Here is a 19859-nt window from a genome sequence, read left to right on the forward strand (position 1 = left end):
CTACTTGACCGACCCTAATCGACATCGGAAAGACAAGTCAATATGCTTGACCTAAATCAGACGGCGAATCAACGCGAGGTCATGGAAACCTTTTTCTTCGGTTACCAGGCCTTCACCGCCAAGGCCGACGACATGCTGGCCCGCCGCGGACTGAGCCGGGTGCACCAGCGCATCCTGTTCTTCATCGCGCGGGAACCGGGGCTGAGCAACAAAGCGCTGCTGGAGGTGCTCAATGTCACCAAGCAAGCCTTGAACATCCCCCTGCGCCAATTGCTGGAGATGCAATTGGTGACCATGGAGACCGACGCTGCCGACAAGCGCAAGCGCCGGCTGTCCTTGACCCGCGGCGGCGCAGCCCTGGAGCAGACGCTGAGGCGCGAACAGATGCGTCTGGTGCAGAGCGCCCTCGCCGTCGCCGGTCCGCAGGCCGCCGAAGGCTGGCTGGCCTTCAATCAGGCCCTGAGCGGCCGGCGGGACAGCGAAGTGGCGAGCCAGGACAGTTGAATTCGATTGCGCGACTTAGAAAAACTGTACCGATACATCACGCAGTCAGTGTATGGATACCCACTCACCATGCCTGACTAAGCTGGCGTAAAGCTCAGGGATGTCGCCATGACCGTAGAACTGCTCACCGCCTTCGTGCTCTTCGCCTTCGTTTCTTCCGCCACGCCCGGCCCCAACAACATGATGCTGTTGGCCTCGGGGGTGAACTTCGGCTTTCGCCGCACCCTGCCGCACATGTTCGGGATCAGCCTCGGCCACATGCTGCTGGTCATCTGTACCGGTCTCGGCCTGGGTCAGCTGTTCCTGCTCTATCCGCCGCTGCAGCTCGTCCTGCGGGTGATCGGTGGCGCCTATTTGCTCTACCTCGCCTGGAAACTGGCCACCGCCGCCGCGCCTTCGCCGCGTGACAGCGCCAGCGGCAAGCCCTTCGGTTTCTTCCAGGCTGCCGCCTTCCAGTGGGTGAACCCCAAGGCCTGGGTGATGGCACTCGGGGCGGTGACCGCCTATATTCCCGCCGAGAACTTCACCGCCAATCTGTTGCTGGTCGCGCTGCTGTTCGCCCTGATCAACCTGCCCAGCGTCAGTCTCTGGACGCTGTTCGGCATGGGGCTGCGGCGGCTGCTGAGCAGTCCCGCGCGGCTAAGGGTGTTCAACTGGAGCATGGCCCTGCTGCTGGTGCTGTCGCTCTACCCCATTCTCTTCGGACATCACTGAGACCTGTCATGGACGCTGCGCCCCGCCGGCTGACCCCGCTGGCCGATACCTCACCCGCCGCCGTGGTGGCAGGCTTCGTCGCCATGTTGGTGGGCTATACCAGTTCCCTGGTACTGATGTTCCAGGCCGGCCAGAACGCCGGCCTCAGCACCGGGCAGATTTCTTCCTGGATCTGGGCGCTGTCCATCGGCATGGCCTTGACCACCATAGGTCTCTCGCTGAAATACCGCACCCCCATCGTCATCGCCTGGTCGACGCCCGGCGCGGCGCTGCTGGTGACCAGCCTGCCCTCGGTGCCCTACAGCGACGCCATCGGCGCCTTCATCGTCTGCGCCGCCCTACTCGCCCTCTGCGGCCTCACCGGCAGCGTCGATCGCCTGCTGCGCCGGGTACCGCCGGCGCTGGCCGCGGCCCTGCTCGCGGGCATCCTGTTTCGCATCGGCGTCGAGATCTGCGTCGCCGCCCAACACCGGACGACCCTGGTACTGGGCATGGCCCTGGCCTACCTGGTGGCCAAGCGGCTGCTGCCGCGCTATTGCGTGCTGATCGCCCTGATCGCCGGCTTACTGTTGGCCGCCCTAGCGGGATTGCTCGACTTCCACCAGCTACGGCTGGAGCTGGCGGTACCGGTCTGGACGAGCCCGACGTTCTCCCTGGCCGCCACCATCGGTATCGCCATCCCCCTGTTCGTGGTGGCCATGGCCTCGCAGAACATGCCGGGTATCGCCGTCTTGCGCACGGATGGCTACTCGGTTCCGGCCTCGCCGCTGATCGCCACCACGGGACTCGCTTCCCTATTCCTGGCCCCCTTCGGCTCCCACGGCATCAACCTGGCGGCCATCAGTGCGGCGATCTGCACCGGTCCCCAGGCCCATGAAGAGGCGAGCAAACGCTACACGGCGGCGGTCTGGTGCGGCCTCTTCTACGGCATCGCCGGGCTATTCGGCGCCACCCTGGCCGCCCTGTTCACCGCCTTGCCGAGCGAGCTGGTGATCTCGGTCGCCGCCTTGGCGCTATTGGGCTCGATCATGAACGGTCTGCACGGCGCCCTGGCCGAGCCCGGCCAGCGTGAACCGGCGCTGATCACCTTCCTGGTGACCGCCTCCGGGCTGACCCTGCTGGGTATCGGCTCCGCCTTCTGGGGGTTGGTGGCCGGTGTTGTGGCCAGCTTGATCCTGACCGCCCGCCGCCGTTAGGAAACGTCTGGGCTCCTGGCCGGTCGGAACTGGATCGTTCCCCACAGGAGACCACCATGTCCCGTACCAATCGCCAGTTCCTGCTCGCCAAGCGCCCGTCCGGCGAACCCACCGCCGAGACCTTCGAGCGCGTCGAGCGGCCGGTCGGCGAGCCCGGCGCCGGCCAGGTGCTTATCAAGAATCTCTACCTGTCCCTCGACCCGGCCATGCGTGGCTGGATGAACGAAGGCAAGTCCTACATCAAGCCCATCGGCCTCGGCGAGGTCATCCGCGCCCTGGGCGTGGGCGAGGTGATCGCCTCCAACCACCCGGATTTCCAGCCGGGGGATACCGTCAACGGCATGCTCGGCATCCAGGACTACTACCTGGGCGAACCCCAGGGCTGCTACAAAGTGGATCCCAGCAAAGCCAGCCTGCCGCAGTATCTATCCGTGCTGGGCATGACCGGCCTGACCGCCTACTTCGGCCTGCTCGAGGTGGGCCAACCCAAGGCCGGCGAAACCCTGGTGGTATCCGGCGCGGCCGGCGCCGTGGGCAGCATGGTCGGCCAGATCGGCAAGCTGCAGGCCTGCCACGTGGTGGGCATCGCCGGTGGCGCGGAGAAATGCCGCTACCTGATCGAGGAGCTGGGCTTCGACGCCGCCATCGACTACAAGGCCGAACCCGACCTCGCGGCCGCCCTGCGCCGGGAATGCCCGAACGGTATCGACGTCTACTTCGACAACGTCGGCGGCCCAACCCTGGACGCCGTCCTGGCGCAGATCAACTTCCGCGCCCGCGTGGTGCTCTGCGGCGCCATCAGTCAGTACAACAGCGACAAGGTGCAAGGGCCGCAGAACTATCTGGCCCTGCTCAGCAACCGTGCGCGCATGGAAGGCTTCATCGTGCTGGATCACGCCGCGCGCTACGCCGAAGGCCAGCGGCAACTGGCGATCTGGCTGGCGGATGGTCAGCTCAAGTCCCGTGAGCACGTGGTGGAAGGCCTGGATACCTTTCCGCAAACGCTGATGAAACTGTTCTCCGGGGAAAACTTCGGCAAGCTGGTGCTCAAGGTCTAGCGAAGCGGCGGAAAGTCGTCGCGGGCCGGCAAGGAATTTCCGCCTGCCCGCGGCGTCTGCGTCAACTATCCACCGGCCATTGGCCATCATCTGTATAAGTCATTGATTAATAAGCAATATAAAATCTGGCACATTTCTCGCTAGATGGGGACTATCCGCCAAGGAGAACACCGGCATGGTCCCGCCCTCATCCAACACCTTCGACCTCGATCACGCTCGCCAGCAACGTAACGCGGGCCAGGCTCCTTTCACCCGCGAAAGCGATCCGGAAGTGCTTGGCGCCCTGCGCCACCGCCTGACAGCCATCCTGCAGTCGTCACTGGATCTGGAGCGCGTGCTGCAGCTTTTCCAGCAGGAGGTCAGTGCTTTGGTAGACCTGCCGGGTCTCGCCTATCGCAATCGGCGCGAAGATATAGAGATCGGCCTCGGGCAGGACGCGGGGCATCAGGTGCACTATCACCTGAGCCACAGCGATATCCGCCTGGGTGATCTGACCCTCTACCGTGATCGGCGCTTTCAGGAAAACGAACTCACGGCGCTGGAATTTTTGCTGGGCAGCCTGATGTTCCCGTTGCGCAATGCGCTGCTCTATCGCGAGGCGCTCAACAATGCCCTGCGCGACGCCCTGACCGGGGTGGGCAACCGCAATGCCCTGGACCGGGCACTGACACGCGAGCTGGAACTGGCCCGCCGCACCCAGCAACCGTTATCGCTGCTGATGCTGGACCTGGATCATTTCAAACGCATCAACGATCGCTTCGGCCACAGCGTAGGCGACGACGTGCTGCGGCAGACCGCCCGCACCATCGGCGACTGCCTGAGAAGCATGGACATGGTGTTCCGCTTTGGCGGTGAAGAATTCTGTGTTCTGCTGTCGGCCACCTCCCACGAGGCGGCCCACACGGTAGCCGAACGCCTGAGAAAGGCCGTCGAGGCCCAGGCCAGCACCGAGGGTGCCATCCCGCTGTCGGTCACCCTGAGCATTGGCCTGGCGACCCTGCGCGACGTGGAATCGCCACGCTGCCTGTTGCAGCGCGCGGATCGCGCCCTGTATCAGGCCAAGGCCGGCGGCCGCAATCGTCTCTCCAGCCTGGCCTGAGTCGCCTGCAGGGCCGGCGACTCTCTTATCAGCCCCTAGCGGCGACCGCCCTTGCCGGTACCACCACCATTGGGCCCCCGCCGCGGCGCGATACCGGGCGACGTCCGGCCCTTGCTACCCGGTTTACGCCCGATTTCGCTGGGACGCTCGGCAACGGCCGAACCCTGGGTCCTGCCCGCTTTGGCGGTCTTGTTGCGCGAACCGCGCCCGGCATCGATGGGGCGAGCGGTTTTGCGCTGCTGGCGCTCCAGCTTTTCCTTGGTCTTGCCACCCATGGCCGGCAGGGCTACCGGCGGCAAGCCCACCTCGGCGGCGAGGATGTCCACTTCCGACTGGGTCATTTCACGCCAGCGTCCAACCGGCAGATCGCTGGTCATGAACACCGGACCGAAGCGCACGCGCTTCAAGCGGCTCACCAGCAGTCCCTGGGACTCCCACAACCGACGCACTTCGCGATTGCGGCCTTCCATCACCACGCAATGGAACCAGTGGTTGAAGCCATCACCTTCCGGCACCTGCTGGACATCGGTGAAGCGGGCCGGGCCGTCTTCGAGGATCACCCCGTTCTTCAGCCGCAGCAGCATCTCTTCGGTGACCTCGCCGCGGACCCGTACCGCGTACTCGCGGTCCATCTGGTAGGACGGATGCATCAGCCGATTGGCCAGTTCGCCATCGGTGGTGAACAGCAGCAGGCCAGTGGTGTTGATGTCCAGGCGACCGACGTTGATCCAGCGGCCCTGCTTGGGCTTGGGCAGCCGGTCGAATACCGTCGGACGACCCTCGGGATCGTCGCGGGTGCAGATTTCGCCCTCGGGCTTGTTGTAGATCAGCACGCGACGCACGACTTCCTCGGCCTGGTCACGCTTGAGCAGGCGGCCGTCGACCGCGATGGCATCGTTAGGCATCACCCGCAAGCCGAGGGTGGCGACCACCCCATTGACCTTGATGCGGCCTTCACCGATCCAGGCTTCGACGTCGCGGCGCGAGCCAACGCCCAGGCGTGACAGGACCTTCTGCAGCTTTTCACCCGCAGGCGCCGGGGCGATTTCGTCGAGGGATTCTTTATCGGGGTTTCTATCGAGGGTCATCTGGCACCTCCCGGTGTAGTGGACGACAGAGGCGCCACGGAATGGGCGCCAGGAAAAAGACAGGGGCGCATGATAGCGCCCCTGGCTCCGTCAGCCTAGCTGGACTGGCGGGTGACGCAAGGCCGCAGGCTCACGCCAGGGCGGCCAGGGCTTCACGGCAGAGTTGCTCGACGCGGCTCCAGTCCTTGGCCTTCACCACGTCGTTCGGCAGCATCCAGCTACCGCCCACGCAGAGCAGGTTGGGCTGCTGGAAGTAGTTCTTCACGTTGCCCGGATTGACCCCGCCCGTGGGGCAGAACTTGAGCTCGGCGAAGGGGCCGGCAAAGGCCTTGAGCGCATCCACACCACCGTAGACGTTGGCGGGGAACAGCTTGAAGCGACGGTAGCCCAGGCGGTAGGCCTGCATGATCTCCGACGGCGTGGCGATCCCCGGCAGCAGCGGTATGGGCGCGGACACCCCGGCTTGGAGGATTTCCTCGGTAGTACCCGGCGTGACGATGAACTGCGCACCCGCCTCGACGGCGGCGTCGAACATCCGCACGTCCAGCACGGTGCCGACACCGACGTCCAGATTCGGGCGTTCCTTGCGCAGCAACCGTACCGCATCCAGCCCATGGGCCGATCTCAGGGTGATCTCCAGCGCAGTGAGACCGCCAGCCGCCATGGCATCGGCGAACGGCAACACATCGGCCGGGTCGTTGATCACGATCACCGGCAGAATCCGGGCACGGGCGCACAGGGCATCTAGGGTCGCGATCTTGTTCTGCATATCCACAAACTAACTCCTCGTCACGGGCACCAGTAGACGACCAGGGGTTCACGCAGGAACGCCTTGATCGGAGTGGCCAGCTCATCGCCCTCGGCCAGTGCGGTTTCCAGTACCTGACGCTTGCCCGCGCCCTGGATGGCGAGGATCTGCTGCCGCGCACGACTCAGGTAGGCGCGGCTCAAGGTAATACGGGTCTGGGGTGCGGAAGGCGCGATGCCCGGAAAACTCAGCCGCTCGCTGGCGGGATCCAGGGCTTCCTCCAACCCGGGGCTGCCGGGGAACAGCGAGGCGGTATGGGCGTCGTCGCCCATGCCCAGCACCAGCACATCGGGCGTACCCAGGGCATCGCGCAGGCGCGCCTCGGTCAGCGCCATGCCCGCTTCCGGCGTCGCCGCCGGGCTGTACAGATCGATGAAGCGCGCAGCCGCAGCAGCGCCCTGGAACAGGTGCTTGCGTAGCAGACCGGCATTGCTGTCGGGATCGTCGCTGGGCACCCAGCGCTCATCGGCCAGGGTCACCGTCACCTGGGTCCAATCCAGCTCGGCCTGGGCCAGGCGCTCCAGGAAGGGCACCGGGCTGCGTCCGCCGGACACGATCAGCAAGGCTTCGCCACGGTCAGCCAGGGCCTTGCGCAGCGCCGTGGTGACCGCCTCGGCCAGGGCCGCGGCATGGGCCTCGCGGTCGGGTAGTTCGTGCAGGGTCACGCCCTGCCCCAGGTCAGACGTCGCCATACCAGGATCTCCCGTCTCGTGCGATCAGTGCGATGGAGGTCAGCGGACCCCAGCTACCCGCGGCATAGGACTTGGGCGAATCGCCCATCTTCGACCAGCCGGCCAGCAACTGGTCGCACCATTTCCAGGCCGCCTCGATCTCGTCCTTGCGCACGAACAGCGACTGGTTGCCCTGCATGACTTCCAGCAGCAGTCGCTCGTAGGCGTCCGGGGTACGCAGGTGCTTGAAGGTCTCGGAGAAATTCAGTTGCAGCGGACCGCTACGCAGCTGCATGCCCTTGCGCAGCCCCTGGTCCTTGCTCATCACCTGCAGCGAGATGCCCTCGTCCGGCTGGATACGGATGATCAGGCGGTTGCTGATCAGGCTGCGCTGCTCGGGGGCGAAGATGTAGTGCGGTGGTTCCTTGAAGTGGATGACGATCTGCGACAGCTTCTGCGGCATGCGCTTGCCGGTACGCAGATAGAAAGGCACGCCGGACCAGCGCCAGTTGCGGATGTCCGCCCGGATGGCGACGAAGGTCTCGGTACGGCTTTCGGTATTGGAGTTGGGCTCTTCGAGATAGCCCGGCACCGGCTTGCCATCGCTGTAGCCCGAGGTGTACTGCCCCAGGACCACGCGACTGGCGAACTGGTCGGGGGTAATGGGTTCCAGCGCCTTGAGCACCTTGACCTTCTCGTCACGGATGCTGTCGGCCGAGAGATCAGCTGGCGGGTCCATGGCGGTCAGGCAGAGCAGTTGCAGCAGGTGGTTCTGCACCATGTCGCGCAGCTGGCCGGCCTGGTCGAAATAGCCCCAGCGCCCCTCGATGCCCACCTTCTCGGCCACGGTGATTTCCACGTGGGAGATGTAGTTCTGGTTCCACTGGGTCTCGAACAGGCTATTGGCGAAGCGCAGCGCGATGAGGTTCTGCACCGTCTCCTTGCCCAGGTAGTGGTCGATGCGATAGACGCGATCTTCCGGGAAGAAGCGCGCCACGGCGTCGTTGACCACCTTGGAGGATTCCAGGTCGTAACCGATGGGCTTTTCCATCACCACGCGGGTGCGCTCGCACAGGCCAACCGCCGCGAGGTTCTCGCAGATGGCGCTGTATACCAGGGCGGGGGTAGCGAAATAAGCGATCAGCGTCTCGGTATCACCCACATCCTCGGCGAGTCCCGTATAGTCTTCGCGGTTGCGGAAGTCGATGGCGCGATAGCCCAGGCGGGCACGCATCCGCGCGAAGACGGCCTCGTCCCAGTCCGCCTTGGGCACATAGTGGCGCAGGCGCTCCTCGATGTGCTCGAGCTGCTTGACCCCATCGCCCTGATCGCGCGCCAGCGCCATGATTCGGGTGCCGTCATGCAGCAGACCTTCACGATCCAGCTGATACAGGGCAGGGAAAAGTTTGCGTAGGGCCAGGTCGCCCAACGCGCCGAAGATTGCCAGGGTACAGGGTAGAACTCGGACGCCAGCCATAAATATTCGTTCTTTTACTTAAAGTTTGAGATATTCCGGTCCCATGATAGGGGAGCCGGGCCGATTCGCGTAGTCTTTATATTAAAAAATACGGCCCAGGGGTCAGCCCGGCCCAAACCTTTTATAGCCTTAGGATAGAGGCACAACAACCATTAGGAGTTCTCATGGATCGTGCCAGCACCCTGCTGCAAACCATCCAGACCCGCATTGGCGAACTCAACCGTGCCGAACGCAAGGTCGCCGAGGTCATCCTGCAGAATCCCCGGCAGGCCACGCGCTACACCATCGCGGCCCTGGCCCAGGCGGCGCAGGTCAGTGAACCCACCGTGAACCGCTTCTGCCGGTCGCTGGGGGTGAGCGGCTACCCGGAGATGAAGATCCAGCTGGCGCAGAGCATCGCCAGTGGTGCGGTCTACGTCAGCCAGGCGGTAGCGGCCAATGACGAACCTGAAGCCTATGCCGAGAAGATCTTCAGCAGCACCATCGCCTCCCTCGACAGCGCTCGCCAGCGCCTGGACGCCAAGGTGGTGGATCGGGCGGTCGACCTGATGATCCAGGCCCGGCAGATCCATTTCTTCGGCCTGGGCGCCTCGGCACCGGTAGCCCTGGACGCCCAGCACAAGTTCTTCCGTTTCAACATGGCGGTATCGGCGCATTCGGACGTGCTGATGCAGCGGATGCTGGCGTCCATCGCCCAGACCGGCGAGCTGTTCGTGATCATTTCCTACACGGGTCGCACCCGCGAGCTGGTGGACGTGGCCAAGGTGGCGCGGGACAACGGCGCCTCGGTGCTCGGCCTCACCGCCAGCAACACGCCACTGGCCAAGGTCTGCACCCTGAGTCTGGACATTCCGCTGCCGGAAGACACCGACATCTACATGCCCATGACCTCGCGGATCATCCAACTCACCGTGCTGGACATCCTGGCCACCGGGGTGACGCTCAAGCGCGGCGTGGACTTCCAGCCGCACCTGCGCAAGGTCAAGGAGAGCCTGGTCGCTACCCGCTATCCGTCGGAGCCCGACCAGGGTTGAGGCTCAGGGGCTCCGGTCGGCCCGGAGCCCGTCGAGCGTCAAATGTCGTCGCGGTGGCTGAACAGATCCCAGGTGGACATGAACAGCGCGGCGATCAGCGGGCCGATGACGAAGCCGTTGAGGCCGAACAGCGACATGCCACCGATGGTGGAAATTAGCACCACGTAGTCAGGCATCTTGGTGTCCTTGCCGACCAGGATCGGACGCAGCAGGTTGTCCACCAGGCCGATCACCACCACGGCGAAGACGATCAGGATCACGCCCTTGAGCACCGCACCGGTGGCCAGGAAATAGATCGCCACCGGCACCCAGATGAGCGCCGAGCCGACCGCGGGCAACAGCGAGAGGAAGGCCATCAGGGTGCCCCAGAGCACCGCCCCCTGCACGCCCAGCACCCCGAGAATGAAGCCACCCAGGGCACCCTGCACCACCGCGACGATGATGTTGCCCTTCACCGTGGCTCGCACCACCGCGGTGAACTTGGCCATCAGGCTGCGCTTGTGCATGTCGCTCAGCGGTATGGCCTTGCGGATCAGCGCCACCAATTGGGAACCGTCGCGCAACAGGAAGAACAGCAGGTAGAGCATCACGCCGAAGCCGATGAGGAACTGGAAGGTTCCTTGGCCGAAGCTGAAGGCCTGGGTGGCGACGAACTGGCTGCCCTGCATGGCGCCTTCGGAGAGCTTCTGGCGGATGCCTTCCAGGTCACCGGCACCGAAGCGCTCCAGCACGCTGCGCACCGAGTCTGGCAGCGCGCCCCAGACCTGCTGGTAGTACTGGCCGAAATTGAGCTGACCACTACTGATCTGCTGGTAGAGCAGCGAGCCTTCCTGCACCAGGGAGATGGCGATGAACACCACCGGCAGGATGACGATGAGCAGGATCACGAACAGGGTGCAAAGCGCGCCGAGGTTACGGCGGTTGTTGAAGCGCCGGACGAACCAGCGCTGCAACGGTGCGAAGAGGATGGCGAGGATCGCGCCCCAGAACACCGCACCCAGGAAGGGCGTGAGGATCCAAACGAAGGCGAGCGAGACCACCACCAGCAGGATCAGGAACGTCTTGTTTTCCAGCCGAGCGCTTTTCATTGGCTTTTCGTGATTCCAAACAAGGAGGACAGGCCTTGCTTAGAGCCTCGGAAGCCCTGGGGTTCCCATGAGCGCCCCAACTCGACCTGGAGAGGCACGCCGGAGCACCCCGGCGCGCCGGCCATCATACACGGAACTGACGCACCAACCCGTCCAGCCGCTTGCCCAGGCCGACCATGCCAGCGGTACTTTGCGCGCCCTGCTGGGCACCCTGGGCCATGCTGTCGACGGCACCGGCAATGCTGTGGACGCTGCGATTGACTTCTTCGGCCACGGCGGTCTGCTCCTCGGCCGCACTAGCGATCTGGGTATTCATGGCGTTGATGGTGGCGATCAGCTCACTGATCGCTGCCAGGGCGGTACCGGCCTGTTCAGCCTGGGCGGTCGTGGCTTCGCCCAGGCTGCTGGAGCGCTCCATGGCGCCCACGGCGCGGCTGGTGGCCTGCTGTAGCCGATCGATCATGCCCTGGATTTCCTGGGTGCTCTGCTGGGTCCGGCTGGCCAGCGCCCGGACTTCGTCGGCCACCACGGCGAAGCCACGCCCGGCCTCACCCGCGCGGGCGGCCTCGATGGCGGCATTGAGCGCCAGCAGGTTGGTCTGCTCGGCGATGGCCCGGATCACATCGAGTACGCCGACGATGGCGCCCACATCCTGCTTGAGCCCATCGAGGGATACGCCGCTCTGACGAACCTCCGCCACCAGCTCGTGGATACGGGTAACGCTGGCCGTGACCACCTGATGCGCGGCATCGCCCTGCGCTTCGGCCGCACGGGTAGCCTCGGAAGCCTGCTGGGCGCTACTGGCGACCTCCTGGGCGGCGGACGACATCTGGTTGATGGCGGTGGCGACCTGATCGGTTTCGCTGCGCTGGCGCTGCATGGCCTGGTCGGTTCGCTCAGCCTGACCAGCCACCTCGTTGAGCAGGCCGGTGAGCTGGTGCGTGATGTCGACCACCTGGGCGATGGTGCCCTGGATCTTGTCGACGAAGCGGTTGAAGGAGGCGGCGAGCTGGCTGAATTCGTCGCGACCGGTTACCGGCAGGCGCCGGGTCAGGTCACCCTCCCCGTCGGCGATGTCGTCGAGGTTGGCGCGGATCTGCAACAGCGGCCGCAGGGTGCGGCGAGCGAAGACCTGGGCGATGACGCCGATCACCAGCAGCAGCGCCAGGGCCACGCCAAGGGTCAGCCAGAGTTGCGCGCGCGTGCGCTGATCGACCTGCTTGGCCACTGCGGCGACCTGAGCATCGACACCATCCAGATTCACCGCCGAACCGATCACCAGATCCCATTTCGGCAGGTAGTCGGTATAGGCGAGCTTGGGCACCAGGACATCCTTGTTGCCCGGCAGCGAGGAACTGTAGCGACTGAAGTGCGAGCCATCCTTGCCCGCTCGCACCAGCTCCTGGTTCAGGTAGACGCCGTTGGGGTCACGATTGTCCTTGAAACTCTTGCCGACACCGGCCGGGTCGTTGCCCTTGAACAGGCGGACCACATTGGAGTCGTAGCCGAAGATGTAGCCGTCCTTGCCATAGGCGATGGACGACAGCAAGCGGATGGCCTGGTCACGCGCCGCGGTGTCACCTGGCGCCGAAGCGTCGTAGAGCGGTTTGATCACCGTCATGGCGGTCTGTACGGTGTCCTGCAGGCCGGCCTTGCTCCGCGCCATGAGGCGTTCGCGGACGTCCTGGACGTCCTGGGTGGCCTGATGATCGAGAATCCAATAGGACAGGCAACTCAGAATCAGCGTGAACAGGCAGACCGGCAGAATCGCCAGGGCAGTGACTTTGAGCTTGAGGCTCATTCAAGAAATCTCCAAGAGCTGGACCGAGGCTCTATGATCGGCTTTTCCGGAGGAAACTTGAAGTCAAAAACATGGCGATGGCAAAATGACAGGGAACTCAAGACGGGCGGCGCTGTCTCGGCAGCCTTATCGAGGCCCGCAGGCCACCCCAGGGGCTTTCCGCCAGCTCTAGCTCGCCACCTTGGGCCTCCACGATATCGCTGACGATCCCCAGTCCCAGCCCATGACCGGCGACCGCCTCGTCGAGTCGCGTCCCGCGCGCGAGAATGGCCAGGCGTTCTGCGGCAGGCACTCCGGGACCGTCGTCGTCGACCGCGATCCAATAGCTTTCTTCCTGCACCTCTACGGTCAGGCGCACCCGGCTACGCGCCCACTTGCCGGCGTTGTCCAGCAGATTGCCGAACAACTCCAGCAGGTCTTCGCGATCCCACGGCAGACGTAGTCCTGACGGCAACTGGCAGTCGAAGACGATACGCTCGCCATGCAGTCTGCCGAGCAGGACGCAAAGTTCGTGCAGCTCGGCGACATCCAGGTGCGCGCCTGGTAGCGCTTCCCCGGCCAAGCGGGCGCGACGCAGCTCTCGTTCAAGCCGCTCGCGAATACGTCCGAGTTGCTCGCGCAAGGCGTCACGCTGTTCGGGCAGCGCCTGTAATTCCGGACGCTCGGCCAGACTGGTAAGGACCGCGATGGGCGTCTTGAGCGCATGGCCCAGGTTGCCGATGCCATGCCGTGCCCGACGCAGCCCTTCTTCGGTATGCCGCAACAGGGCATTCATCTCGCTGACCAAGGGCTCCAGCTCTACGGGTACCTCGGGATCCAACGCCGAACGCCGGCCCTGATGCAACTGGGCGATCTGCTCGCGGACCTGATCCAAGGGCCGCAACGCACGACGGACGATGAGCCGCTGCAACAGCAGCACCAGCAGCAGCGTCGCCAGCCCCAGCAGCGCGCCGAGGCCGAGGATGCGCAGCAGGCTCGTCAGCAGCGGATTGTAGTCGTCGGCCACGGTCACCCTCACCTGCTGACCATAGCGCTGGTAATCCGCTCGATAGGTGAGCAGGCGCTGGCCACTGGGGCCAGCGGCGAGGCTGTCGGCCATTCCCTGGTTGGCAGGAATTTCGAGCTGGGCATCCCAGAGCGAGCGTGAACGCCAGCGGATGTCCAGCGCCGGGATCTCGATGAGAAAGTAGCGACCGGACAGTGGCCGGGTATAGAGAGTCCCCAGGCGCCCCTCGTCCAGTTGCAGCCCATGGGGACCGCGCACCAAGGCGGCCAAGAGATTTTCCGTCTCGCTACGCAAGCCGGTTTCCAGGTAGCGGCGCAAGGCATGATCCACCAGCCAGGTGCCACCGAGCACCAGCACCAACCCTGCCACCAGTAGGATGGCGACCAGCCCGCTGCGTAGCCGGGCCTGGATCGACTTCAATCGACACCGCCCAGGCGATAACCCTGGCCACGGCGCGTCTCGATCACGTCGCGGCCCAGTTTGCGCCGCAGGTGATTGACGTGTACCTCGATGACGTTGGAGTCGCGTTCGCTCTCGCCGTCGTACAGGTGGTCGTTGAGGCGGGTCTTGGAGAGAATCTGGCCGGGATGCAGCAAGAAGCAGCGCAAAAGGCGGAATTCCGCAGCGCTCAGCTCGATGGTTTCGCTGCCGCGAACCACGCATTGGCGCGCCTCGTCCAACGCCAGCCCGGCGGCCTGCAACAGCGGCTGGTTAGTCACACCCCTCACTCGCCGTAGCAAAGCGGCAATGCGCAGGCCGAGCTCTTCAGGGTGGAAGGGTTTGGTCAGATAGTCGTCGGCGCCCGCCTTCAGCCCCTCGATGCGCTCGGCCCAGCTGTCACGGGCGGTAAGGATCAGCACCGGGGTGGCCAGGGCGGCCGCGCGCCACTCCGCGAGTACCGCCAGACCCGATCGGCCAGGCAGGCCAAGGTCGAGCACGATGAGGTCATAGGGCTCCTGGGCACCCTGCCAGGCGGCATCGCGACCATCGGCGAGCCAGTCGACGGCATAGCCCTGGCGAGCGAGGAACGCCGAGATCTCGTCGGCCAGGGCTACGTCGTCTTCCACCAACAGCAGGCGCATCTAGTCGTCCACCTCGTCCTTCATGATGGCGCCATCCATCGCGCCGATTTCCAGTTCGCGGACGCCATCGCCGACGAGAATTTCGATCTCGTAGCGATACTGCCCGTCTTCCTCTTCCAGCTCGGCTTCCAGCAGCCGCGCCGTGGGATAGCGCTCGTTGACCCTCTGCAACAGGGTTTCCAGGGGTCGGATCACGCCTTCCTTGCGCAGCTTGAGGGCCTCGTCCTGGTCCAGGTCGCGGGCCTGGACCAGGGAGGTGGCACCGCCGAGCAGGATCAGTCCGACCAGGACGAGACTCAGCTGTCGCGCTGGTTTTTCAGGACTTCGCCAGTGGTGGCGTCGAGTTCCAGATCCCATTTCACACCTTGGGGGTCACGTAGTTCCAATTGGTAGATGTAGCGGCCGTACTCTTCTTCCAGCTCGGTGTCGTGGGTGGTCGACCCCGGATGCTTGGCGATGGCGGCCTGGTTGAGCACCTCGAAGCTCTTGATCTTGCCGCTGTCACGCAGTTTGAGGGCTTCGTCGGGGCCAAGGTCGCGGGCCTGGGCGATGCCTACACCGGTCAGTAGGAAGGCGGCAGTGGCGATGGCGGTCAGCTTGTTCATGGTGATTCCTCTGGGTTGCTGTCTGTTCTGAATCCAGAGTAGCCATCGGCCATTAATCGAAACTTAATCGCCCATTAAGCCAAACTTAATCGGATCGGGCCATGCCAGGGAGCGGCGGGAGGCAGGGTCTCCCCCTTCTGCGTCACCCGCAGGCGCCCCTCGCGTGCCAGCTCACGGGCAGCCAGGCGTAGCGGCTCCATCAGCGGTCGCCAATCCGCCGCCAGCTCACGGGCGACCTCCGAAGGGCAGAAGGTGGTACCTGGGCGGCGTGTGCGCGCCTTGGCGAGCAAGGCCTCGCGTAGCTGTGCGTCGGTCGGCTTGGCGCTGGTCATGAGAACCTGGTCCGGCTTCCTGGAGTCCACCGTTTTGACCAGGAAATCGTCGGTGCAGTCATGACCTCTCGCTCGAAAGCCTCGAAAGTAATGCAACGCCTCGCCCAGACCGATCTACCCGTCCCCACCGATGAGCGCGACGACACCGGTACCGCCCTCTGTACCCCCTTGCCACCCGATCTCAACTACGTCGACGACCGCCAACCCGGTCTCAGCCGGCGCAAGCTGCGCGGCAAATGGGCCTACTTCACCGCGGACGGCGAGCGTATCCGCGACCAGGCGGAGGTGGAGCGGATCAACAAGCTGGCAATCCCCCCAGCCTATACCGATGTCTGGATCTGCCCGGATGCCAATGGCCATCTCCAGGCCACGGGTCGCGACGCCCGCGGCCGCAAGCAGTATCGCTACCATCCGCGCTGGCGCGAGATTCGCGACACTGACAAGTACGAGCGGATGCTCGCCTTCGGCCAGGCTTTGCCGAAGCTGCGTCAGCGCGTGGAGGAAGACCTCAATCGCCGCGGTCTGTGCCGGGAGAAGGTCATGGCCACGGTGATCAGCCTGCTGGATGCCACCCTGATCCGGGTCGGCAACGCCCAGTACGCCAAGAGCAACAAATCCTACGGTCTCACTACCCTGCGTAATCGGCATGCCGAGGTGCATGGCAGCACCATCGCCTTCCATTTCCGTGGCAAGAGCGGTGTGGAACATGATGTGAAGGTGAGCGATCCCCGCTTGGCACGCACGGTGAAGAAATGCCTGGAGCTCCCCGGCCAGCACCTGTTCCAGTACGTGGATGCCGACGGCGAGCGCCATACGGTGACCTCCTCCGACGTCAATGCCTACCTGCACGAGCTGACCGGCGCCGATTTCACTGCCAAGGACTACCGCACCTGGGCGGGCAGTGCCCTGGCCCTGGAAGCGCTGCGCGAGCTGCGTTGCGAGACCCAGACCGAAGCCAAGAAGGAACTGGTGGACATGGTCAAGGCGGTGTCGCGCACGCTAGGCAACACCCCGGCGGTTTGCCGCAAGTGCTACATCCACCCCGGCGTGCTCGATGCCTTTCTCGCCGGGGATCTCGGCACCCTGCCCAGACCGCGCAAACGCAAGGGCCTCAAGGAGGAAGAGGTGTTGCTGCTCAACTTCCTCCAGCGCCTGGAGCAGCGCGTGGCGGAGACTCAGGCGGCCTGATCGCCTGGAATAATCGTCAGTCTGCCCATCCCGGATCACGCAGCCTGTTGCAGGCTGCGTGATCTGCGCCACCCTGACGGTAAGGACCACGTTTCGATAGAGCCATTCGGGGGCGTTCCGTGCCGGTTACTCAACCGGATGACGGCAACAATTTCGTTATGTTATAACTTGTTTACCTCCCGTAAGGCATGACCATGTCCTCCACTCGCCCCTCCCTGCTGATGCTGTCTGTCCCCTACCGCCTGCTGCTCGCCTGCATTCCCTTGGTCGCGCTCTGGCTGGCCGTGCTCTGGGCGGTTGCCCTGCCATGAATGCCGCCGTCGAATTGCAGGACCTGACCCTGGCCTACCAGCGGCATCCTGCCATCCACCATCTGAACGGCCACTTCGCCACCGGCAGCCTCACCGCCATCGTCGGCCCCAACGGCGCCGGCAAGTCCACTCTGCTCAAGGCCATCGCCGGCACCCTGAGACCGGTCAGTGGCCGGATCAAGCGGGCGGTCTCGCAACGGCGCCTGGGCTATCTGCCACAGGCCGCGGAAATCGACCGCAGCTTTCCACTGAGCGTGCTGGAGACCGTGGTGCTGGGCGCGTGGCAGGCCGTGGGGAGCTGGCGCGGCGTCAGCGCCGCCCAGCGTGAAGAGGCACGCCAGGCACTACGCGCGGTTGGCCTCGACGGGCTCGAGGAACGACTGGTGGGCACCCTTTCCTCCGGCCAGTTCCAGCGGGTCCTGTTCGCCCGGCTGCTCTTGCAGGATGCACCGGTGCTACTGCTCGACGAGCCCTTTACCGCCATCGACGCCCGCACGACGGCTGACCTCCTGACCATCGTCCGCCGCTGGCACGGCCAGGGCCGCACGGTGATCGCCGTCCTGCATGACCTGGATCAGGTCCGTCAACATTTCCCCGAGACCTTGCTGCTGGCACGGGAAGCGATCGCCTGGGGGGAGACCGCCCAGGTATTGGTCGCCGAGAACCTGGCCAAGGCGCGCAATCTCGCCGAGTACTGGGACGCCGATTCGGCGGTCTGTGAGCGCGTATGACCCTCTATCAGCTGCTGTTCGAGCCCTTCGTGGAGTTCGGCTTCATGCGCCGAGCCCTGGTGGCCTGCCTGGCCCTGGCGCTCGGCGCCGGGCCGGTGGGGGTCCTGTTGATGCTACGCCGCATGAGCCTGGTGGGCGACGCCATGAGCCATGCCGTGCTGCCAGGTGCTGCCCTGGGCTTCATGGTCGCCGGGCTGTCACTGCCCGCCATGGGCATCGGCGGCCTGCTCGCGGGACTCCTGGTGGCGGGCCTGGCCGGGCTGGTCAGCCGTTTCACCAGCCAGCGCGAGGATGCCAGTTTCGCCAGCTTCTACCTGATCTCCCTGGCCGCCGGGGTGCTGATCGTGTCGCTGCACGGCTCCAGTGTCGATCTGCTGCACGTGCTGTTCGGCACCATCCTCGCCATCGACGCCACCGCCCTGTACCTGGTCGCCGGCATCGCCACCCTGTCGCTGCTGATGCTGGCGGTGATCTATCGGCCGCTGGCCCTGGAATGCTTCGATCCGGGCTTCTTGCGCGCAGTGGGCGGCCGCGGCTCGCTCTATCACCTGCTGTTCCTCTTGCTGGTGGTGCTCAACCTGGTCGCGGGCTTCCAGGCGCTCGGCACCCTCATGGCCGTGGGCCTGATGATGCTGCCCGCCACCGCCGCACGCTTCTGGGCCAGCAGCCTACCCGGCCTGATGGCGGTCGCGAGCCTGATCGCCAGCCTGAGCGGCCTGGTCGGCCTGGTGCTCTCCTATCACCTGGGTTACGCCTCGGGCCCCGCCATCGTCCTCACCGCCGGCGCCTGCTACCTCTTCTCCCTGCTCTTCGGTCGCTTGGGCCTCTATCGCCGACTGCGTCCACCTCCTCACCTCACGCACTGATAAGGAGTTACCATGAAATCCCTGTTCTCACTGGGCGCCGCCCTGCTGCTCGCCGTCGCCGGCCAGACCCAGGCGGCGGAACCCATCAAGGCCGTCGCCACCTTCACGGTGATCGCCGACGTGGTCAAGCAGGTGGGCGGCAACCATGTCCAGGTCACCTCCCTGGTCGGTCCCAATGGCGATCCCCACGCCTATGAGCCCACCCCCGCCGATGCCCAGGCGCTCAAGCAGGCCGACGTGGTGTTCATGAGCGGCTTGCACATGGAGGGCTGGATGGACCGGCTGATCAAGGCCTCCGGCCAGGCGCGCCCGCCGGTGATCCTCAGCGAGGGCATCAAGACACGGGAGATGGCGGAGGACGAGGATGGCCATTCCGACCACGATCATGAGCATGGCGTCGATCCCCATGTCTGGAACAACCCGCTGAACGTCGTCGTCTACACCCGCAACGTGGTGAAGGCCCTGTCCAAGATCGATCCGGCCGATGCAGCCGTCTACCAGGCCAACGGTGATAAATACATCGCCAAACTCGAAGCCCTGGACCGCTATGCCCGCGAACAGATCGCCCAGGTGCCCAAGGCACGCCGCAAGGTGCTGACCTCCCACGATGCCTTTGGTTACTTCGGCGATGCCTACGGGGTGCAATTCATCTCGCCGCTGGGCATCTCCACCGAAGCCGAAGCCTCGGCCCAGGACGTCGGCAAGTTGATCCGCCAGATCAAGAAAGAGCACGTCGCGGTGTACTTCTTCGAGAACTCCAACGACCCGCGCCTGGTAGAGCAGATCGCCAAGGCCAGCGGCGCCCAACCGGGCGGCGAACTCTACGTGGAAGCCCTGTCCCCGGCCAACGGCCCCGCGCCGACCTATGCCGACATGTTCCGCTACAACGTGGACACCCTGGTGAAGGCGATGAAAGCGGGGCATTGAGATCCCGGCGCCAGCGCTACGGGTAGTTGGGTTGAGCGGAGCGAAGCCCAACGCCATGGCGTCTGAATCCTTGACTGTTGGGCTTCGACGATAAAGCCGTCTCAACCCAACCTACGCGGTCCCGGTAGATACCATCTCTCCCACCAATCACAACAGGTCTTCTAAAGGGCCTGTCGTGGTTGATATGGTCGCTGCGTCTTGAGCACGCCATAGGCGATCTGCAGCAGCTTACGCATGGCCGCGCCTAGGGCACTCATCCGGGGTTTACCGCGG

Annotated in this window: 21 protein-coding genes and 2 pseudogenes; 10 read left to right on the plus strand and 13 right to left on the minus strand. The window is 64.8% G+C overall.

The features are described from left to right. Nucleotides 1-42 precede the first annotated feature (42 nt). The 5 genes from FAZ11_RS10545 to FAZ11_RS10565 all read left to right on the plus strand — a co-directional run bounded on the left by FAZ11_RS10545 (nucleotide 43) and on the right by FAZ11_RS10565 (nucleotide 4571). On the plus strand, nucleotides 43-504 hold the full coding sequence (locus FAZ11_RS10545) for a MarR family winged helix-turn-helix transcriptional regulator (RefSeq protein WP_058762792.1): 462 nt from the start codon (nucleotides 43-45) through the stop codon (nucleotides 502-504). A gap of 108 nt (nucleotides 505-612) precedes the next feature. After that, nucleotides 613-1218, plus strand: coding sequence for a LysE family translocator (locus FAZ11_RS10550; RefSeq protein ID WP_058768441.1), 606 nt, complete (start codon nucleotides 613-615; stop codon nucleotides 1216-1218). Between the two features lie 8 nt (nucleotides 1219-1226). Continuing rightward, on the plus strand, nucleotides 1227-2414 hold the full coding sequence (locus tag FAZ11_RS10555; RefSeq protein ID WP_058771955.1) for a benzoate/H(+) symporter BenE family transporter: 1188 nt from the start codon (nucleotides 1227-1229) through the stop codon (nucleotides 2412-2414). A gap of 56 nt (nucleotides 2415-2470) precedes the next feature. After that, nucleotides 2471-3472: an NADP-dependent oxidoreductase gene (locus tag FAZ11_RS10560; RefSeq protein WP_058762789.1), complete on the plus strand. Its 1002-nt coding sequence runs from the start codon at nucleotides 2471-2473 to the stop codon at nucleotides 3470-3472. Between the two features lie 175 nt (nucleotides 3473-3647). Then, nucleotides 3648-4571 (plus strand): GGDEF domain-containing protein, encoded by a 924-nt coding sequence (locus tag FAZ11_RS10565; RefSeq protein ID WP_058771956.1) that lies wholly within the window; start codon nucleotides 3648-3650, stop codon nucleotides 4569-4571. 35 nt (nucleotides 4572-4606) lie between these two features. Here FAZ11_RS10565 and rluB read toward each other — a convergent pair whose 3' ends face one another. The 4 genes from rluB to zwf all read right to left on the minus strand — a co-directional run bounded on the left by rluB (nucleotide 4607) and on the right by zwf (nucleotide 8615). Next, on the minus strand, nucleotides 4607-5659 hold the full coding sequence (rluB, locus tag FAZ11_RS10570) for a 23S rRNA pseudouridine(2605) synthase RluB (protein ID WP_137279274.1): 1053 nt from the start codon (nucleotides 5657-5659) through the stop codon (nucleotides 4607-4609). A 130-nt stretch (nucleotides 5660-5789) separates the two neighbouring features. Then, entirely contained in the window at nucleotides 5790-6428 is a 639-nt protein-coding gene (locus FAZ11_RS10575; RefSeq protein ID WP_058771957.1) for a bifunctional 4-hydroxy-2-oxoglutarate aldolase/2-dehydro-3-deoxy-phosphogluconate aldolase, read from the minus strand. Between the two features lie 20 nt (nucleotides 6429-6448). Then, on the minus strand, nucleotides 6449-7159 hold the full coding sequence (gene pgl / locus FAZ11_RS10580) for a 6-phosphogluconolactonase (protein WP_058768436.1): 711 nt from the start codon (nucleotides 7157-7159) through the stop codon (nucleotides 6449-6451). Continuing rightward, nucleotides 7146-8615 carry a glucose-6-phosphate dehydrogenase gene (gene zwf, locus FAZ11_RS10585; RefSeq protein WP_058762784.1) on the minus strand — a complete coding sequence of 490 codons (1470 nt, stop codon included), beginning with the start codon at nucleotides 8613-8615 and terminating at the stop codon, nucleotides 7146-7148. Before zwf ends, pgl begins: the two co-directional genes overlap by 14 nt. A 164-nt stretch (nucleotides 8616-8779) precedes the next feature. Here zwf and FAZ11_RS10590 point away from each other — a divergent pair, with 164 nt between their 5' ends. After that, nucleotides 8780-9649: a MurR/RpiR family transcriptional regulator gene (locus FAZ11_RS10590; protein WP_058762783.1), complete on the plus strand. Its 870-nt coding sequence runs from the start codon at nucleotides 8780-8782 to the stop codon at nucleotides 9647-9649. A 38-nt stretch (nucleotides 9650-9687) separates the two neighbouring features. Here FAZ11_RS10590 and FAZ11_RS10595 read toward each other — a convergent pair whose 3' ends face one another. The 8 genes and pseudogenes from FAZ11_RS10595 to FAZ11_RS10625 all read right to left on the minus strand — a co-directional run bounded on the left by FAZ11_RS10595 (nucleotide 9688) and on the right by FAZ11_RS10625 (nucleotide 15563). Continuing rightward, the gene (locus FAZ11_RS10595; RefSeq protein WP_058762782.1) at nucleotides 9688-10737 is read right to left on the minus strand and encodes an AI-2E family transporter; all 1050 of its coding nucleotides are present in this window, start codon (nucleotides 10735-10737) and stop codon (nucleotides 9688-9690) included. A gap of 124 nt (nucleotides 10738-10861) precedes the next feature. After that, entirely contained in the window at nucleotides 10862-11617 is a 756-nt protein-coding gene (locus FAZ11_RS25440; RefSeq protein WP_420849644.1) for a methyl-accepting chemotaxis protein, read from the minus strand. Nucleotides 11618-11719: 102 nt separating this feature from the next. Next, a pseudogene (locus tag FAZ11_RS25445) lies at nucleotides 11720-12538 on the minus strand (cache domain-containing protein); the annotation flags it as partial. 97 nt (nucleotides 12539-12635) lie between these two features. Beyond that, a complete protein-coding gene (locus tag FAZ11_RS10605) occupies nucleotides 12636-13964 on the minus strand; it encodes an ATP-binding protein (protein ID WP_058771958.1) in 1329 nt (442 codons plus the stop codon). Beyond that, nucleotides 13961-14626 (minus strand): response regulator transcription factor, encoded by a 666-nt coding sequence (locus FAZ11_RS10610; protein WP_058771959.1) that lies wholly within the window; start codon nucleotides 14624-14626, stop codon nucleotides 13961-13963. Before FAZ11_RS10610 ends, FAZ11_RS10605 begins: the two co-directional genes overlap by 4 nt. After that, on the minus strand, nucleotides 14627-14983 hold the full coding sequence (locus tag FAZ11_RS10615; RefSeq protein WP_420849640.1) for a PepSY domain-containing protein: 357 nt from the start codon (nucleotides 14981-14983) through the stop codon (nucleotides 14627-14629). Then, nucleotides 14923-15231 carry a PepSY domain-containing protein gene (locus FAZ11_RS10620; RefSeq protein ID WP_058771960.1) on the minus strand — a complete coding sequence of 103 codons (309 nt, stop codon included), beginning with the start codon at nucleotides 15229-15231 and terminating at the stop codon, nucleotides 14923-14925. Before FAZ11_RS10620 ends, FAZ11_RS10615 begins: the two co-directional genes overlap by 61 nt. Nucleotides 15232-15305: 74 nt before the next feature. Continuing rightward, complete coding sequence (locus FAZ11_RS10625) at nucleotides 15306-15563, minus strand: DUF3253 domain-containing protein (RefSeq protein ID WP_058762777.1); 258 nt, start codon at nucleotides 15561-15563, stop codon at nucleotides 15306-15308. Nucleotides 15564-15653: 90 nt separating this feature from the next. Here FAZ11_RS10625 and FAZ11_RS10630 point away from each other — a divergent pair, with 90 nt between their 5' ends. The 4 genes from FAZ11_RS10630 to FAZ11_RS10645 all read left to right on the plus strand — a co-directional run bounded on the left by FAZ11_RS10630 (nucleotide 15654) and on the right by FAZ11_RS10645 (nucleotide 19586). Next, a complete protein-coding gene (locus FAZ11_RS10630) occupies nucleotides 15654-16751 on the plus strand; it encodes a DNA topoisomerase IB (RefSeq protein WP_058762776.1) in 1098 nt (365 codons plus the stop codon). Nucleotides 16752-17058: 307 nt separating this feature from the next. Further along, nucleotides 17059-17793, plus strand: coding sequence for a zinc ABC transporter ATP-binding protein AztA (gene aztA / locus FAZ11_RS10635; protein ID WP_058762775.1), 735 nt, complete (start codon nucleotides 17059-17061; stop codon nucleotides 17791-17793). Further along, complete coding sequence (locus tag FAZ11_RS10640) at nucleotides 17790-18659, plus strand: metal ABC transporter permease (RefSeq protein ID WP_058762774.1); 870 nt, start codon at nucleotides 17790-17792, stop codon at nucleotides 18657-18659. The genes aztA and FAZ11_RS10640 overlap by 4 nt, the downstream gene beginning before the upstream one ends. A 12-nt stretch (nucleotides 18660-18671) precedes the next feature. Beyond that, complete coding sequence (locus FAZ11_RS10645) at nucleotides 18672-19586, plus strand: metal ABC transporter substrate-binding protein (RefSeq protein ID WP_058771961.1); 915 nt, start codon at nucleotides 18672-18674, stop codon at nucleotides 19584-19586. Nucleotides 19587-19747: 161 nt separating this feature from the next. On the opposite strand, the pseudogene FAZ11_RS24995 reads toward FAZ11_RS10645, so the two are convergent. Further along, nucleotides 19748-19859 (minus strand): annotated as a pseudogene (locus tag FAZ11_RS24995) (IS110 family RNA-guided transposase); the annotation flags it as partial.

Source organism: Pseudomonas rhizoryzae, assembly GCF_005250615.1.
Classification (GTDB): Bacteria; Pseudomonadota; Gammaproteobacteria; order Pseudomonadales; family Pseudomonadaceae; genus Chryseomonas; species Chryseomonas rhizoryzae.